15 protein-coding genes and 1 tRNA gene are annotated in these 15,227 nt (G+C 36.2%); 7 read left to right on the top strand and 9 right to left on the bottom strand.

Features of this window, described 5'->3' with window-relative positions; translation table 11 throughout:
- Window positions 1-70: 70 nt before the first annotated feature.
- The 3 genes from J2T03_RS19295 to J2T03_RS19285 all read left to right on the top strand — a co-directional run bounded on the left by J2T03_RS19295 (window position 71) and on the right by J2T03_RS19285 (window position 2,633).
- The gene (locus J2T03_RS19295; protein ID WP_306845406.1) at window positions 71-1,720 is read left to right on the top strand and encodes a tetratricopeptide repeat protein; all 1,650 of its coding nucleotides are present in this window, start codon (window positions 71-73) and stop codon (window positions 1,718-1,720) included.
- Window positions 1,721-1,802: 82 nt separating this feature from the next.
- Entirely contained in the window at window positions 1,803-2,522 is a 720-nt protein-coding gene (gene bshB1, locus J2T03_RS19290; protein WP_307220960.1) for a bacillithiol biosynthesis deacetylase BshB1, read from the top strand.
- Window positions 2,523-2,557: 35 nt separating this feature from the next.
- Window positions 2,558-2,633: transfer RNA gene (locus tag J2T03_RS19285), tRNA-His, on the top strand.
- Between the two features lie 207 nt (window positions 2,634-2,840).
- Here J2T03_RS19285 and J2T03_RS19280 read toward each other — a convergent pair.
- Both J2T03_RS19280 and J2T03_RS19275 read right to left on the bottom strand, forming a co-directional pair.
- Entirely contained in the window at window positions 2,841-3,176 is a 336-nt protein-coding gene (locus J2T03_RS19280; protein WP_034701927.1) for a DUF3276 family protein, read from the bottom strand.
- Between the two features lie 99 nt (window positions 3,177-3,275).
- Window positions 3,276-4,937: an ABC transporter ATP-binding protein gene (locus J2T03_RS19275; RefSeq protein WP_307220959.1), complete on the bottom strand. Its 1,662-nt coding sequence runs from the start codon at window positions 4,935-4,937 to the stop codon at window positions 3,276-3,278.
- A gap of 90 nt (window positions 4,938-5,027) precedes the next feature.
- Here J2T03_RS19275 and J2T03_RS19270 point away from each other — a divergent pair, with 90 nt between their 5' ends.
- The 4 genes from J2T03_RS19270 to J2T03_RS19255 all read left to right on the top strand — a co-directional run bounded on the left by J2T03_RS19270 (window position 5,028) and on the right by J2T03_RS19255 (window position 7,898).
- The gene (locus J2T03_RS19270; RefSeq protein WP_306845403.1) at window positions 5,028-5,933 is read left to right on the top strand and encodes a transcription antitermination protein NusB; all 906 of its coding nucleotides are present in this window, start codon (window positions 5,028-5,030) and stop codon (window positions 5,931-5,933) included.
- Between the two features lies 1 nt (window position 5,934).
- Complete coding sequence (locus J2T03_RS19265; protein WP_306845402.1) at window positions 5,935-6,453, top strand: DUF1573 domain-containing protein; 519 nt, start codon at window positions 5,935-5,937, stop codon at window positions 6,451-6,453.
- Window positions 6,454-6,462: 9 nt separating this feature from the next.
- Window positions 6,463-6,825 (top strand): preprotein translocase subunit YajC, encoded by a 363-nt coding sequence (gene yajC, locus J2T03_RS19260; RefSeq protein ID WP_306845401.1) that lies wholly within the window; start codon window positions 6,463-6,465, stop codon window positions 6,823-6,825.
- Window positions 6,826-7,163: 338 nt separating this feature from the next.
- Window positions 7,164-7,898 carry an SDR family NAD(P)-dependent oxidoreductase gene (locus tag J2T03_RS19255; protein ID WP_307220958.1) on the top strand — a complete coding sequence of 245 codons (735 nt, stop codon included), beginning with the start codon at window positions 7,164-7,166 and terminating at the stop codon, window positions 7,896-7,898.
- On the opposite strand, the gene J2T03_RS19250 is transcribed toward J2T03_RS19255, so the two are convergent.
- From J2T03_RS19250 to J2T03_RS19220, 7 genes are all read right to left on the bottom strand, one after another.
- Entirely contained in the window at window positions 7,895-8,440 is a 546-nt protein-coding gene (locus J2T03_RS19250) for a hypothetical protein (protein ID WP_307220957.1), read from the bottom strand. The genes J2T03_RS19255 and J2T03_RS19250 overlap by 4 nt on opposite strands.
- A 33-nt stretch (window positions 8,441-8,473) precedes the next feature.
- Window positions 8,474-10,363, bottom strand: coding sequence for a DNA ligase D (ligD, locus tag J2T03_RS19245; RefSeq protein ID WP_307220956.1), 1,890 nt, complete (start codon window positions 10,361-10,363; stop codon window positions 8,474-8,476).
- A 100-nt stretch (window positions 10,364-10,463) separates the two neighbouring features.
- Window positions 10,464-11,042, bottom strand: a complete 579-nt coding sequence (locus J2T03_RS19240; protein WP_307220954.1) for a DNA polymerase ligase N-terminal domain-containing protein — start codon at window positions 11,040-11,042, stop codon at window positions 10,464-10,466.
- Window positions 11,042-11,827, bottom strand: a complete 786-nt coding sequence (ku, locus tag J2T03_RS19235) for a non-homologous end joining protein Ku (RefSeq protein WP_307220951.1) — start codon at window positions 11,825-11,827, stop codon at window positions 11,042-11,044. The genes J2T03_RS19240 and ku overlap by 1 nt, the downstream gene beginning before the upstream one ends.
- A gap of 235 nt (window positions 11,828-12,062) precedes the next feature.
- Window positions 12,063-12,794, bottom strand: a complete 732-nt coding sequence (locus tag J2T03_RS19230) for a carbon-nitrogen hydrolase family protein (RefSeq protein ID WP_307220949.1) — start codon at window positions 12,792-12,794, stop codon at window positions 12,063-12,065.
- A 43-nt stretch (window positions 12,795-12,837) separates the two neighbouring features.
- Complete coding sequence (gene aspS, locus J2T03_RS19225; RefSeq protein WP_307220948.1) at window positions 12,838-14,592, bottom strand: aspartate--tRNA ligase; 1,755 nt, start codon at window positions 14,590-14,592, stop codon at window positions 12,838-12,840.
- A 163-nt stretch (window positions 14,593-14,755) separates the two neighbouring features.
- The gene (locus J2T03_RS19220) at window positions 14,756-15,115 is read right to left on the bottom strand and encodes an ankyrin repeat domain-containing protein (RefSeq protein WP_306845392.1); all 360 of its coding nucleotides are present in this window, start codon (window positions 15,113-15,115) and stop codon (window positions 14,756-14,758) included.
- Window positions 15,116-15,227: the final 112 nt, after the last annotated feature.

Raw genomic sequence — 15,227 nt, 5'->3', positions numbered from 1 at the left:
CCCTTATAAAAATATTATTTTGGTCTGAAAATTGTGGAGCATATAACTCAAAAATATAGAAAAATATAAAATGAAAGATATAATGATTATGAATGTAAAGAAAATTGCTTTTGGTGCAGCCGTAGTATTTTTTTCCGGTTTTGCCACTGCACAGACACTGCAGGATGGTATTAACAGTATAGACAGTGATAAGTATGCACAAGCTAAAACCAATTTTACAGAAATGGTTGCCAAAGCACCTACAGCAGAAAATTACTTCTATTTAGGAAATACTTACCTGAAGCAAGGAGAACCTGATTATGCTAAAGCTATAGAAAGCTTTAACAAAGGTCTTGCTGCTGATAACAAAAGCTACCTTAACAAAATAGGTTTGGCTACCGTAAAATTAGGTAAAGGAGATAAAAGCGCAATTGCTGAGATTCAGAAAATTGTGGCAGATTCCAGAGAAAAAGACGCTGAAGTATTATTCAGAGCAGCAGAAGCTTTAACTTTGTTTGAGAAAAACAATGCTCCTGATGCTGCTATTCAGTTCCTGAACAAGGCTATTGAAAAGGCTGAGAAAAAAGGAGTTCCTGCTCACTATTACTATACTCTTGGAGATGCTTACAGAATAAAAAGAGCTCCGGGTGAAGCAATGTCTGCTTATGACAAAGCTCTTCCTTTAGCTAAAAATAAGGCATCTGTTTATACAAGAATGGCTACCCTATGGATGGCGGCACAACAATGGCAGCAAGCTAAACAAAGCATCGACAAAGCAATTGGTGTAGACCCTACTTATGCTCCTGCTTACAAAGCTTTAGCTTCTTACGATATCAGATACCAGGAAAATGCAAAAGCAACACAAGACCTTATCAACTATACAAAATATGCTGATGAGGATCCATATACCCAGCTAGAAATTGCTAAATTATACTTCACGAACGAAGATTATGCAAACTCTAAAAATGTATTGGATAAGATCTTTGATAAAATTGATGATCCAATCAAATTTAAATTAAGAGCTTATCAGTCTTATGCAGACGGAAACTATGCTGAGGCAAAACAGAATATGGATACTTTCGTATCTCAGGCCGAAAAAACAAGAATACAGCCGGCCGACCAGGGTCTTCAGGGACTTATCGCTGCTGGACTGGCAAAAACTGAAACTGATGCTGCTAAAAAATCAGCTTTAACAACAGAAGCACAGCAAAAAATTGCTATTGCTAAAGCAGCTAAAGATGAAACAATGAAGTGGGATATGGAACTTGCTAACATTGCCGGAGGAGGAGCTTCTCAGGCTGAAGCAGAAAAAGGACCATCTACACCGGAAATTGAAGCATTGAAAAAGAAAGTTGCTGCTAATCCACAGGATTCAGATTCCCTGTTTAAGTTGGCAACAGCTTACCAGGATGCTAAGAACTGGAACGGGGCAATCCTTACATGGCAAAAAATGAGTACCCTTCTTCCTGATTGGGCTCCGGCTTATTACAGCCAGGGATATTCTTATCAGCAGGCAGGAAATAATGATGCAGCGAAAATAGCGTATGAAAAATTCATCAGCACAGTAAAACCTGCAGATCAGGAAGCCAACAAGCAGACTTTAGCCTACGCTTATTTTGCAGTAGCTTATATGAGTAAAGATACTGATCTTGCAAAAGCTAAAGATTATGTAGCTAAATCTTTACAGCTTGATCCTACTTATCAGGATGCTGTAAAATTAAACGCAGAAATCAATAAGTAATTTAAAATTTAAATTATAGATATTAAAACTTCCCATTCTCATTGTTTGGGGAGTTTTTATTTTAAATCTTATCTTTGAAAATATGAAAATAGATATACTTGCTTTTGGAGCACATCCTGATGATGTAGAACTGGGATGTGGCGGAACTATCGCTAAAATGATTTCAGAAGGTAAAACATGTGCCATTGTAGATCTTACAAGAGGAGAGCTGGGAACCAGAGGAACTGATGAAACCCGAAAAGTAGAAGCACAAGACTCTGCCAGAATCCTTGGCGTTTCTGCCAGAGAAAATCTGGGTATGAAAGATGGGTTTTTACTGAATTCTGAAGAATATCAGATAGAGATCGTAAAAATGATCCGCAAATACCGCCCTGAAATTGTCTTAGCCAATGCCATTGATGATAGGCATCCGGATCATGCAAAAGGAGCGAAATTAGTGTCGGATGCATGCTTTTTATCCGGGCTTAGAAAAATTGAAACCGTTTTAGAAGGAGAAAACCAGGAAGTGTGGAGACCGAAGCATATTTTTCATTATATCCAATGGAAAGATATCAAACCGGAATTTGTTATTGATATATCAGAGCACCTAGATAAGAAAATTGAGGCATGTATGGCTTTCAAAACACAGTTCTACGACCCAACATCCAATGAGCCGGTTACTCCTATTGCAACAAAGGATTTTTTTGAAAGCCTTACTTACCGCGCGCAGGATTTAGGACGATTATCGGGAGTTGCTTATGCTGAGGGATTTACGTCTGAGAAGCTGATTGCAATGAAAAATTTTGACGGAATTGTTTGGTAATTAAAAAATCTTCCCTATATTTGCACTCACAAAACGGTGATTGTAGCTCAGTTGGTTAGAGCGTCGGATTGTGGTTCCGAAGGTCGGGGGTTCGAGACCCCTCATTCACCCAAGAAAAGTACACTTTTTAAAGTGTACTTTTTTATTTTATGCTATTTCGCCACCATTTGGATTCTTTAAAAACTAGCAAATACTTCTTAATTATTTAAAGAATTTTCTAATATATTTCAGCCTAAGGTTATTTATCGGGAGAATCTCGGTTTGGATATAAAAAAAAGCATCTTTTTCAGATGCTTGTGTTTTTAGAAATATTCTTTTTTAAACTTCGTCGTCAGAATCAATTGTGAATGATTTGCTTTTGAAGTCTTTGTCATGCTTTTCTGATATTACATCCTCACCTTTTTCATTAATGATGAAATCTGTGGATTCATTAAACATCTCCTGGAAACTTTTAAAATCCTCTTTGTAAAGATAAATTTTATGTTTCTCGAATGTAGCTTCACCATTCTCCCCGAAATTCTTTTTACTTTCGGTAATCGTAAGATAATAATCTCCTGCTTTCGTCTCGCGCACATCAAAGAAATAAGTTCTTCTTCCTGCTTTTAACACCTTCGTGAAAATTTCATTTTCATGGCGTTCCTTGTATTCACTCATTGTTAGATATTTTTTAATCTTGTTAAGAACAAATATAAAAGAATTCTTTTAATCACAAAATTTTTTTTATGATTTATTTAACAATTGAGAATGAAACCGCTAAGCGGTTACAGAATTGGTAATTTCGGTAAGGTTGATGATTTTATCTGCCCTTTGAGCGCTAGACTCTCTGTGTGTGATAATTATGGATGTGGCGTTGCTGATTTTCTTATCAATATTTTCAAGGATATTCTGCTCGGTTTCCGTATCCAGAGCAGACAGGGAATCATCAAAAATAATGATATTTGGGTCCTTAATTAATGCTCTTGCGATACATATTCTTTGCTTCTGTCCTCCCGAAAGCATCACGCCGCGTTCACCTACAAGTGTTTTATACTGTTCTTTAAATCCAACAATATTTTTATCAACGTCTGCAATTTTAGCATATTCCACCACTTTTTCGTGGGATGGATGGTCAATGGCAAATCCTATATTGTTTTCGATTGAATCAGAGAATAAATAACTTTCCTGAGGAATGTATCCGATAAAATTTCTGTAATTAGTAAGATTATGCTCTTTCAGGTTTTTACCATCAATTAAGATTTCTCCTTCTGTAGGATCAATAAGCCGGCAAAGCAGAAGGGCAATAGTAGATTTTCCACTTCCTGTTTTACCCATTATGGCAAGAGATTCTCCAGCCTTGATTTTAAAGCTTAAGTTATCTAATGCTTTGATTCCTGTATTCGGATAAATGTATGAAACATTTCTGAACTCAATATCCCCTTTAATAGGATAGTTCTCAAAGTTCGTATTGATGACCTCCGATTTTTTATCCAGGAACTCATTAATTCTCTGCATCGAAGCTTCGGCTCGTTGGTTAACTGAAGTGACCCAGCCCACCATTGAGAATGGCCAGATCAGAATATTGATGTACATAAAGAAATCAGCAATTTTACCGACACTTAACTGCCCTGCAATATATTTCTGTCCACCAATTAAAATAACAGCGACATTCAGAAGCCCGATGACAAATAAAATAATGGTGAAGAAATAGGCTTCTGTTTTTGCTAAATCGAGTGCTTTATTCTGATAGTCTGTTACTTTTATGCCATAGTTTTTCTTAATGTAGTTTTCTTTAGCAAAAAACTTCACCACCCGGATCCCTGAAAAGCTATCCTGTACGAAAGTGGAAATCGCAGACTGGCTTTTCTGCATAATTTTCGACTTCTGGTTGATAATCGAACTTACCTTAAATATAATATAAGATAAAATGGGGAGCGGCAATAATGTCCATAAAGTCATGGAAGCATCTGTTTTCACCATATAAATGCTGGTGATTAAAAGAAGGATCACCAGATTCACAACATACATTACTCCCGGACCAAGATACATTCTTACAGCAACAACATCTTCACTTAACCTGTTCATAAGATCCCCGATGGTGGTCTGTTTGTAATCTGTAAGTGAAAGGTCCTGATAATGTCTGTAAATTTTATTCTTTAGTTCGTATTCAATTCTTCTTGAGGCTACAATGATCGTCTGGCGCATCATGAAGGTGAAAAATCCTGTTAAAAGCGAACAGCCTACAATAATGGCAACATATATCAAAACCTGTTTATTGAATCCGAGATTTCCACTTTTTGTAAGCTCATCTACCGACTTTCCTACAAACTGAACCTTATAGATATTGAAAAAATTACTGGCAATGATAAATAATAACCCCCAAAACAATAATATTTTGTGTTTCCAAAAATAGGGGTTTAAGGTTTTTAGCGCTTTCATAAAGTTTTGCAAATTTACAAAAATGTAAACAGACTACGAATTTCATCAATTTTAATTTTTGTATCTTTGCACCCATAAAAAGCTCTTTGAATGTTAGGAAGACGACAAATCCGTGAAAAAGTAGTACAAACAGTGTATTCATACTATCAGAATCCTCTGAAATTTGATGTTTTAGAGAAAAACATGTTCTCAGGAATAGAGAAAATCTATAATCTCTATATCTATCAGCTTAATTTTTTAGTGGCTCTGAAAGAATTGGCAGAGACTCAGATCGAAATTGGGAAGAACAAATATCTTAAAACTGATGCTGAAATTAACCCTAACCAAAAATTTATCAATAATCAGGTACTGATTAAACTGGAAGAAAATCCTGAAAGATTATTTTTCACAGGTCAGCACAAACAGCTGAAATGGGATATGCATGATGATATATTGGTAAAAACTTTTCAGAGAATTACAGCAGGAAAGCGTTATCAGGATTTCATGAAAGAAGAAGGCTATTCTTTTGAGGAAGATCAGAAGTTTATTGGAAAACTGTTTTTAAGATATATTGCTGAGAATGATGATTTCCAGGAATATCTTAGTGACAAGGAACTTTCATGGTATGATGATATTCACATCGCCAACTCAATGGTTCAGAAAACAATCGGTTTCCTGAAAGAAGATGAAGAAAGCAGAACTTTAATTAAAATGATTAAAGATGAAGAGGATAAAATTTTCGCCGGAAAACTTCTTAGAGATACTCTGAATAACTGGGAAGCGAATGAGAAAAAACTAAGTGAAAGATTGGAAAACTGGGATCTGGAAAGAGTTTCTTTAATGGATAAAGTAATTTTGTCGACTGCTATTTCGGAACTGGATAATTTTCCTTTTACACCTTCAAGAGTTATTATCAATGAATATATTGAAATTGCAAAAGTATTTGCGACTGACCGTTCCAATATCTTCATCAACGGAATTTTGGATAAATATTGTAAAGATCAAAATAGAATTTAACATGAAAAAGACGTTATCAATTATCGCCTTGTCTATTATAGGCCTTGGTTTAGTTTCTTGTAAAAAAGAGAACCAGCAAGCTGCTGCCGGTGCAGAAGCTGCTAATATTACAGATTCTACAGCAGGTGCAACCAATTTAGCCCCTACCGATTCAGCGGCAGCTCCTACAGCCAATACAGCAGAAGTAGCTCCGGTTTCTAACCAGCCGTTAACATCAGTTGCCCTGTCTGAAAACAACTTCGATTTTGGAAATATTAAAAAAGGAGATAAAGTAGAGCACGTTTACGAAATTACCAATACAGGGAAAAATCCTTTGGTGATCTCTGAAGTAAAGCCTGGATGCGGATGTACAGCTCCTGATTTTACAAAAGATCCTATTCTTCCTGGTAAAAAAGGAAAAATTACTCTGCATTTTGACTCTTCAAGCTTCGACGGAAACGTTCAGAAATATGCAGATGTATTTGCAAACGTAGATAAGGCTCCTATCAAATTAACGTTCACAGCGAACATTCAACCGTAATTTAAAAATATGTTGACAATCTTTTTACAGGCACAGCCACAAGGATCTTCATCAATGATGCTGATCATGATGGGGGTAATGTTTGTGGGGTTTTATTTTCTGATGATAAGACCACAGATGAGAAAACAGAAGCAGGAGAAAACCTTTCAGGAAACCTTAAAAGTTGGAACCAGAGTGGTCCTTACTTCAGGTCTTCACGGAAGAATTGCTCAGGTTCAGGATGATGGATTTGTTATTGAAACTTTATCCGGAAAGCTGAAATTCGAAAAAGCTGCTGTTTCCAGAGAATTCACTGAAGCACGTTTTGGAGACAAAGCAAAAGCTGCAGACAAAACAACAGAGAAAAAAGAAATTGAAACTGAAAAGAAATAATTTTTTAGTTTGAAAATATTGCTCGGCGCGGTGAACGAAGTTCACCGCGCCGAGTTTTTATATAGTTATCAACACAGTAAGTAAACATTTACTTATTCAGTGGCGGAGCCACATTTCTTTGCCTCACCCAAACATCTTGAAACTTTGCGTTAGAAATTTCCTGCAGATCACACTGACTAGGTAGATTTCTTACCTAATATATTTTCAGTAAGATAGCTCTGCATGAAAAATAGTATTTAAATTGGTGTTATCCGTGATAATCATTCGTGAAATTTATGTTTTAAAAGTATTTCCATTCAAAATTCATCATCATAAAATCAAATAAATATCTTTGCACCATGAATCAAAATACAGGCAAAACCGTTCTCATTTTAGGAGCCAATTCAGATGTAGCCAAACAGTGTATCAAACAGTACACAGAAAAAGGATTTTCGGTATTGGCAGCTTCACGGGATACTGTGTCGCTGGAAAAATTTGTGGCAGATCATCATTTAGATCCTTTAAAAGTTAGTATTCTTTATTTTGATGCTGTTGATTTTGACTCCCACCAGAAATTCTATGATGAACTTCCGGTGAAACCTCACATTGTAGTGTATGCAGCCGGTTTTTTGGTTGATAATGAAAAAGCATTGAGAGACTTTAAACGAACTTATCAGATGATGCAGGTGAATTATATGGGCGCCGTTTCTATTCTGAATATTATTGCCATGGACAAGAACAATGCTTATCTGGAAAGAATTATCGGATTGTCTTCACTTTCCGGTGTAAGAGGCAGAAAAAGTAATTTTGTGTACGGAAGTACAAAAGCTGCTTTCACCCAATATTTAGCAGGGTTACGACAGGAACTGGCTTCCAGGAAAATAAAGGTTAACGCTTTGGTGATTGGGTATATCAGAACGAAGATCAACGAAGGCCTTCAACTCAATGAATCTTTGATTATGGAGCCGGATTATGTGGCACGACATATCGTCAATGCCGGAAATTGTTTTACCACTGTCCCGAATTTTAAGTGGAAGATTATTTATATTATTTTGAAAATATTGCCGGAAGGGTTGGTTGCGAAGCTGCCTTAATTTATCTGTTTAGAATTTTTTTGTAAATAATCTAACAGAATTTGATAATCATTATTTTTAAATTCAAATGAAGTAAAAATAAAACTCAAATAACCATTTAAGGTGCTTAAAATGAGATATTTATCGATGAACTTATAACTCGTTTTCTCCCAAACAGAATTAATTGTGTTAAAAGGATTTTCAATACTTATGTTATTTTCATCTAAAGTGATAGAATAAAGATTTTCATCCTTTTTCTTTAACTCCTTGATAGTATCTTCAATAGATTTATAAGTTTTCTTTTTAGAAGCAAAATACTGATATACCAAATAGTATATATAACCAATATAAATAAAACCTAAGTATTTGAATATATATGGAATTGGGCTTTTTTGTAAACCCTCTAATGGAAAAAAGCCTAGACAAAGGAATATAACAGCATAAATGACCGATTTTTTAAGTTCACTAAAAGTTTTTTTCTGGATATATTTAAAAAAGAATTGTTGGTTATCTCTTTCTGTATTTTCATCAAAAAGAAGTGTTAATTTGGTGAATTCAGGCATTTATGAAAATTTACTTTAGCAAAAATATAGAAATTATTCAATATTTTGCAGCAACTCCAATGCCTTCATCATATCAATTCCCTTTCCCAAAACAGGTTTGAACAAATCGCCTTTTTCTTTAATTCTATCCAAAGCATTATCAATCGTAAAATCCGTCGGTTTCATACCGGGCTTCACTTCCTTCCAATCCAAAGGCATTGAAACAGAAGCACCTTCTTTGGGGCGTAAGCTGTAAGCACTTGCTAAAGTCTGCCCAGTTCTGTTTTGCAGATAATCCAGATATATTTTTTTATCATCTCTTTTCTGTAAGCTTCTTTCTAACGTTGTGATTTCCGGAAGCTGTTCATGAACCTGTTTCATTAAAATATGAGCAAAATCTTTTACCTGGTCAAAATCATATTTTCCGCCCATCGGGATATAGACATGAATTCCTGTGCTTCCAGAAGTTTTGCAATAGCCTTTGATTTTAACTGAATTTAAAACCTCGTTCACCTGAAGAGCCGTTTCAATGACATCGTCAAATGTATTTTTCTTTGATGGGTCCAGATCCAGGACAAGGTAATCCGGATGTTCCAGATCGGGGAGGGCACTGTTCCATGGGTTTAAATCAATACAGCCTAAATTATTCAGATAGGCTAACGTAGCTTTATCATTACAGTATACATAATCAATATACTTATCGTTGGATTCCGAATAGACTTCCGTGGTTTTAATCCAGTCCGGCATATGGTCTCCGGCATCTTTCTGGTAAAAACCCTGCTCTTCAATGCCGTTTGGAAAACGGTTAAGAGATAACGGACGGTTTTTCAGATAAGGAAGAATATATTCAGCAACCGATTGATAATAGTCTATCACATCACCTTTCGTAATGCCATCTTTCGGAAAATAAATTTTATCCTGATTGGTCAGTTTTACGGTATGTCTGTTTAAAGTGATCTCCTTTTCTTTTTCAGCGGGATTGATACTTTTCTTAGGTGCAGCTTTAGCTTTCATCTCTTTAGGATTTTCATTAATTTGACTTATTTTCTTGATTGAATCACTGATTTCTTCAGGATTTTTATCTTCACGCAGGGTAACAAAAACAGGATGCCGAAAAATGCCGTCTTTGGTGATTTCAGAGAATTTTATTTCACATACCAATTCAGGCTTTGTCCAGGTTACGGGCATATTTGTTTTAGGTTTTTTTTCAAATGGGGAAGCTTTTACAATCAATTTTTTTAGCCTTTCATGCATTTGGCTTAAGGATTCTTTATTAAACCCTGTTCCTGTATGTCCGGAATAAATTAGTTTTCCGTCAATATATTTTCCTAAAATTAAAGCTCCAAAACCTTGCCTTGATCCTCGGGGTTCTGTAAATCCGCAAATAATTACTTCCTCAGTATTGGTGAATTTTATTTTAAGCCAGTCGGTCGTTCTATAATTTTCAATATATAAGCTGTCTGCTTTTTTTGCGATCATCCCCTCCAGTTTCATTTCCTTCATCTGTTCGAAAAAAGCAAGACCTTTTTCAGGAATATGGTCACAGTATTTTATAACATCTGTTTCTGTTAAAGCTTCCTTTAAAAGCTCTTTCCGTTGTAAAAGTGGAAGCTCTTCCGTAGAATGGTCGTTGAGCCACAGAAGATCAAATACCTGGTAGGTTAAAGCAAGATCGGGATTGTCACCGATTTGTTGTAAAAGCTGAAAGCTGGGTTTTCCATGTTCATCATAGGCAACAATTTCTCCGTCCAAGATCATTTGATACTTCTGGTGTTCAAAATCTTTTGTGACTTTTTCAAATTTTGATAAAAAAGAAATTCCATTCCGGGAATAGAACAGCGGATCTTTATGGCTGAGATCGGCAATTGCCCTGTAACCGTCCCATTTTATTTCAAAAACCCAGTCTTCATCATCAAAGGCTGTTTCAAAAGATTTGGCCAGCATAGGCCTGATGAAATTCTCTAATTTTTTTTCGTCAACTAAAGAGTTGAATCTTTGAAATCTGGGTTTTGTTTCAGAAGCTATGACTTCTTTTTGCTTTTTTTTAGGCTTTTTTTTCCTCTAAAAACTTCGTTACTGCAGAATTTTTAGATGTGTTTTCTTCTGCGTCATAATTTTCTTCGGCAAATTCGTCTTTATGTTTAATTAAAAGCCAGGCGTTATTTTCAGCGTTTTTCATTTTAACCAAAGCAAATTCACCTTTCAGTTTCTTTCCATGTAAAATGAATTTTATTGAACCGGCTTTTAATTCTTTCAACAATTCTTTTTCATCGGAAAGTTTGCTGGTATCATCCAACGGTTCATACGTTCCGCTGTCCCAGACTTCAACCTGACCTGCTCCGTAATTTCCTTCCGGAATATTTCCTTCAAAATCTTTATAATCGTAAGGGTGATCCTCAACTTCCATAGCCAGGCGTTTGTCTTTTGGATCTAATGACGGACCTTTGGGAACCGCCCAACTTTTCAGAACGCCTTCCATTTCTAACCGGAAATCATAATGTAGACGAGACGCAGCATGCCTTTGAACCACAAAAATAAGCTTGTCTTTACTCTTTTTTGTTTTTCCTTTAGGTTCGCTTGTTTCATCGAACTTCCGTTTCTCGTTATAATCTTTGAGAGCCATTACGATGCATTTTTAGATTTTGAATTTTGTAAACTGGCTTTTAACTGAGCCATAAGATCAATTACTTTGCCCTCTTTTACAGGCTCCGTTTTTTTAGCTTTTACTCCTTTACCTTTAGCTTTTTGCTTAATGATTTTCATCAAAGATTCGGAATAAGTGTCCTGATACATCTCAGGGTCAAACTCTTGCGAAAGTTGTTCGATAAGACTTACTGCCATTTTTAATTCAGCAGGTTTCGGAGCTTTTTTGGCAGGGATTTTTAAATCTTTATAATCCCTGATTTCCTGGGCGAACCGTAAGCGGTTTAGAACCAGAACCTCATCATTGTAAGGCCGGATCATTCCGATTGCTTCACTTTCACGAAGAACAAAAGTTCCGACACCCACCATTTTTGTTTGTGACAAAGCTTTTAATAAGAGTCTGTAAGCATTTTCCCCGTTCTTTTGAGGTTCGAGAAAATAAGGGTTTTCAAAATAAACGCTGTCAACTTCAATTTCTTTTACAAACTGATCGATAGAGAGTATTTTGCTTTTTTCAGGACTTGCGGCTTCGTAATCTTCTTCATCGAGAATAATGTATTTGTCATCCATCAGATAACCTTTCACAATATTTTCCCATTTTACTTCTTTGCCTGTTTTTTCGTTGACTCTTTTGAATTTGATATTTGAAAAATCAGACTTGTCAAGCATATCCAGATCGAGTTTGCTTGTCTCAGTTGCCGAATAAATTTTCACAGGGATATTGACTAAACCAAAGCCAATGGCGCCGTTCCAAATTGCTTTCATTGTCTTACGTTTTTAAAAATCAATCAATTAACATGCCGATGAACCGTGATGTGGTACATTTTACAGGCTTTGTTGTCAAATATCAGCGGGTTGTAATGATTATTTCTGTACTCTTATACTTTTCCAAAATAGCGTTCCTTTCTACCGGACGGGAAGAGATCAGATATTGAAAGTAAAAGAATTAGAGTTTGTGAAATAAAAAAGGTGAAGAAAATTTTCTCCATCTTTTTTAGGATTAATTTATGTAGATTTTTTCTACCTGATTATTTTCCATATTTAAAATAAGAAGTCCTTCATTTTCACGATTGAGCTGTCCGAGTAAACTTCCATTATTATTCCATACGGAAGATTTTCCGGCACATTCATAGCCTCCTGATTCTCCTGTAAAATTCGCCATTACAACATGCATGTGATATGTTTTTGCAATATTGGAAAGTTTAACGAGGTCTTCATCAACACCATTTACGGAATTAAGAACACTTGCTGTATAGATATCTGATCCCACCTGATAAGCTTCCTGCGAATGCATTGGATCAGATAAGTCATAACATATGGCTAATGAAACTTTGTTCTGCAATATTTCCAGTTGGCAGAAGTTCTCACCTTTTGAAAAAATGCCGGTTTCTGTAGAAAAAAGATTACGTTTTAAATAAACATCTCTTCTTTTTCCGGGCTGGAATATAATACTGCTGATGAATACCTGGTCATCAGACTTTACCGGCATTCCAACAGTGATGCTTATTTTGTTTTCATCTGCCATTTTTTGAAAAATGTCTAAAACAGGATCTTCATAATGAATGGAAAGCTGCTTTGCCAATTCTGGTTCGTAGCCGGTAATCGACAGTTCCGGGAAGATCATCAGGTCAACATTATGATGAGCTGCGGCATTGATTACTGTTTTGTGTTTTTCAATGTTTTTAAGAATATCTCCTTTTACTGGCTTGATTTGAGCTGCTGCGATTTTCATTTTTTTCTCATTAAAAAAGCAGAGATTTTGTCTCTGCTTTACATTATGCTTTTAAATTCAATTGTATTTCCAGTTCATCCAGCTGTGCGTCTGCGATGGATGCCGGCGCATCGATCATCACATCACGTCCTGAATTATTCTTAGGGAATGCGATATAATCTCTGATCACCTCATTTCCGTCAAGAATTGCTACCAAACGGTCAAATCCGAAAGCCAGACCACCGTGAGGCGGAGCTCCGTATTTGAAAGCGTTCATTAAGAACCCAAACTGAGCTTCTGCTTCTTCCTTCGAGAATCCTAATAAGTCAAACATTCTTGATTGTAAATCTTTATCGAAGATTCTGATCGAACCGCCACCGATCTCGTTTCCGTTTAAAACCATGTCATAAGCATTCGCTCTTGCTTTACCCGGATCTGTTTCCAGTAAGTGAATATCTTCAGGTTTAGGAGAAGTGAAAGGGTGGTGCATGGCGTGGTAACGTCCACTTTCTTCGTCAAATTCCAATAATGGGAAATCAACAACCCAAAGTGGTGCAAATACATTTCCTTTTCTTAATCCCAAACGGTTTCCAAGCTCCATTCTCAAAGCAGAAAGCTGAGCTCTCACTTTATTTTCGTTCCCGGATAAAATCAACATTAGGTCACCTTCTTTAGCCCCGAATTTTTCGATGATCTTCGCCAGATCTTCTTCGTTGTAGAATTTGTTGACAGAAGATGTTTTCACACCGTCATTCTGGAATTTAGCCCAAACCATTCCGGATGCTCCGATCTGCGGGCGTTTTACCCAGTCAACAAGCTCGTCGATCTGCTTTCTTGTATAGTCAGCACAACCTTCTACATTGATTCCTACAACCAATTCAGCGTCATCAAAGATTTTAAAATCTTTTCCTTTTACAAGTTCGTTAAGTTCCACAAACTCCATTCCGAAACGGATATCCGGTTTGTCGTTTCCGTACTTTCTCATCGCATCTGCGAAAGTCATTCTTGGGAAATCTCCGAATTCCTGTCCTGTAATATCTTTAATTAATGTTTTCGTCATTCCTTCAAAGACATTCATGATATCTTCCTGTTCTACGAAAGCCATTTCACAGTCGATTTGTGTAAATTCCGGCTGTCTGTCAGCTCTTAAGTCTTCGTCACGGAAACATTTTACAATTTGGAAATACTTATCCATTCCGCCTACCATCAGAAGCTGCTTGAACGTCTGTGGCGATTGTGGAAGGGCATAAAACTGTCCCGGATTCATTCTGCTCGGAACCACAAAGTCTCTTGCGCCTTCCGGAGTAGATTTGATTAAAACCGGAGTTTCCACTTCAATAAACCCTTCGTCTGAAAGATAGTTTCTTACTTTCTGCGCCATTTTGTGACGGAAGATCAGTTTATCTCTTACCGGAGCTCTTCTAATATCCAGATAACGGTATTTCATTCTCAATTCTTCACCGCCATCCGTTTCATCTTCAATAGTGAAAGGTGGAAGCTGGGATTCATTAAGAACCGTTAATTTTTCAACTAAAATTTCAATTTCTCCCGTTGAAATATTGGGGTTTTTGCTTATCCTTTCGATTACTTTTCCTGTAACCTGTATCACGAACTCACGGCCCAGCTTTTTTGCTTCTTCCATCAGCTGTGCAGACGAACGCTCCTGATCGAAAACCAGTTGGGTAATTCCGTAACGATCCCGAAGATCTATCCAAATCATAAATCCTTTGTCACGGATAGTCTGTACCCATCCGGAAAGTGTAACTTCTTCATTAAGATTTTTCAGAGATAATTCTCCGTTCGTGTGTGATCGAAACATAATTATTTGTTTAAGGTTCAATGTTTAAGATATATGGTTTAGCTTTCTGATCATGAAGTTTTTCACCATAATTTCCGGATGCAAAGATAAGATTTTTTGCAGGTTCTATAAACAAAAAAAACTTCCTTTCGGAAGTCTTGTATATTATTTGAGGGCTTTTTAATTAATTATTCGCAGCACCTTTTTGTATCAGCAGCTGTACGGTTTGTTCTTTGTTTCCTAATTTAGCTAAAGCAAGAGGTGTTTTTCCGTTACATTCTTTGTTAATATCTGCCTGGTTGTCCAAAAGGAATTTAACAATATTATTTCTGCCGTAAAGCGAGCTGAAACCTAATGCGCTAAAAGTCTCATCCTTAAGTGGGAAACATTTGTTGTAGTCGGCTTTTGAAAAATTCTTTTTAAATGATGCCACGTCATCAGACTGAATAGCCTGCATCTGTTTTTTACTAAATGATTGCGCAGAAAGCATATTTGCAGACACTGAAATTACAAGTAGAAAGGCAGTAGAGATTATTTTTTTCATAAGATTCATTTTAACAATATACAAATCTAAATTATTTTTTTGATATGGGTAACTAAATTTTTATAAGAATTGAATTTGTATTTTTGGAAATCAGATAATTATTGATTAGAAA

Origin of the sequence: Chryseobacterium lathyri (genome assembly GCF_030812195.1) — a bacterium.
Classification (GTDB): domain Bacteria; phylum Bacteroidota; class Bacteroidia; order Flavobacteriales; family Weeksellaceae; genus Chryseobacterium; species Chryseobacterium lathyri_A.
Note: the sequence above shows the minus strand (reverse complement) of the source record. Positions and strands in the feature narration are given on the sequence as shown.

Excerpts from the sequence above, each read along its gene's own strand:
- J2T03_RS19220 (WP_306845392.1), bottom strand. The coding sequence starts at position 15,115 with ATGAAAAAAATAATCTCTACTGCCTTTCTACTTGTAATTTCAGTGTCT.
- yajC (WP_306845401.1), top strand. The coding sequence starts at position 6,463 with ATGTTGACAATCTTTTTACAGGCACAGCCACAAGGATCTTCATCAATG.
- aspS (WP_307220948.1), bottom strand. The coding sequence starts at position 14,592 with ATGTTTCGATCACACACGAACGGAGAATTATCTCTGAAAAATCTTAAT.
- J2T03_RS19230 (WP_307220949.1), bottom strand. The coding sequence starts at position 12,794 with ATGAAAATCGCAGCAGCTCAAATCAAGCCAGTAAAAGGAGATATTCTT.
- J2T03_RS19270 (WP_306845403.1), top strand. The coding sequence starts at position 5,028 with ATGTTAGGAAGACGACAAATCCGTGAAAAAGTAGTACAAACAGTGTAT.
- J2T03_RS19250 (WP_307220957.1), bottom strand. The coding sequence starts at position 8,440 with ATGCCTGAATTCACCAAATTAACACTTCTTTTTGATGAAAATACAGAA.
- J2T03_RS19265 (WP_306845402.1), top strand. The coding sequence starts at position 5,935 with ATGAAAAAGACGTTATCAATTATCGCCTTGTCTATTATAGGCCTTGGT.
- ligD (WP_307220956.1), bottom strand. The coding sequence starts at position 10,363 with ATGCTGGCCAAATCTTTTGAAACAGCCTTTGATGATGAAGACTGGGTT.
- bshB1 (WP_307220960.1), top strand. The coding sequence starts at position 1,803 with ATGAAAATAGATATACTTGCTTTTGGAGCACATCCTGATGATGTAGAA.
- ku (WP_307220951.1), bottom strand. The coding sequence starts at position 11,827 with ATGAAAGCAATTTGGAACGGCGCCATTGGCTTTGGTTTAGTCAATATC.
- J2T03_RS19255 (WP_307220958.1), top strand. The coding sequence starts at position 7,164 with ATGAATCAAAATACAGGCAAAACCGTTCTCATTTTAGGAGCCAATTCA.
- J2T03_RS19295 (WP_306845406.1), top strand. The coding sequence starts at position 71 with ATGAAAGATATAATGATTATGAATGTAAAGAAAATTGCTTTTGGTGCA.
- J2T03_RS19275 (WP_307220959.1), bottom strand. The coding sequence starts at position 4,937 with ATGAAAGCGCTAAAAACCTTAAACCCCTATTTTTGGAAACACAAAATA.
- J2T03_RS19240 (WP_307220954.1), bottom strand. The coding sequence starts at position 11,042 with ATGGCTCTCAAAGATTATAACGAGAAACGGAAGTTCGATGAAACAAGC.
- J2T03_RS19280 (WP_034701927.1), bottom strand. The coding sequence starts at position 3,176 with ATGAGTGAATACAAGGAACGCCATGAAAATGAAATTTTCACGAAGGTG.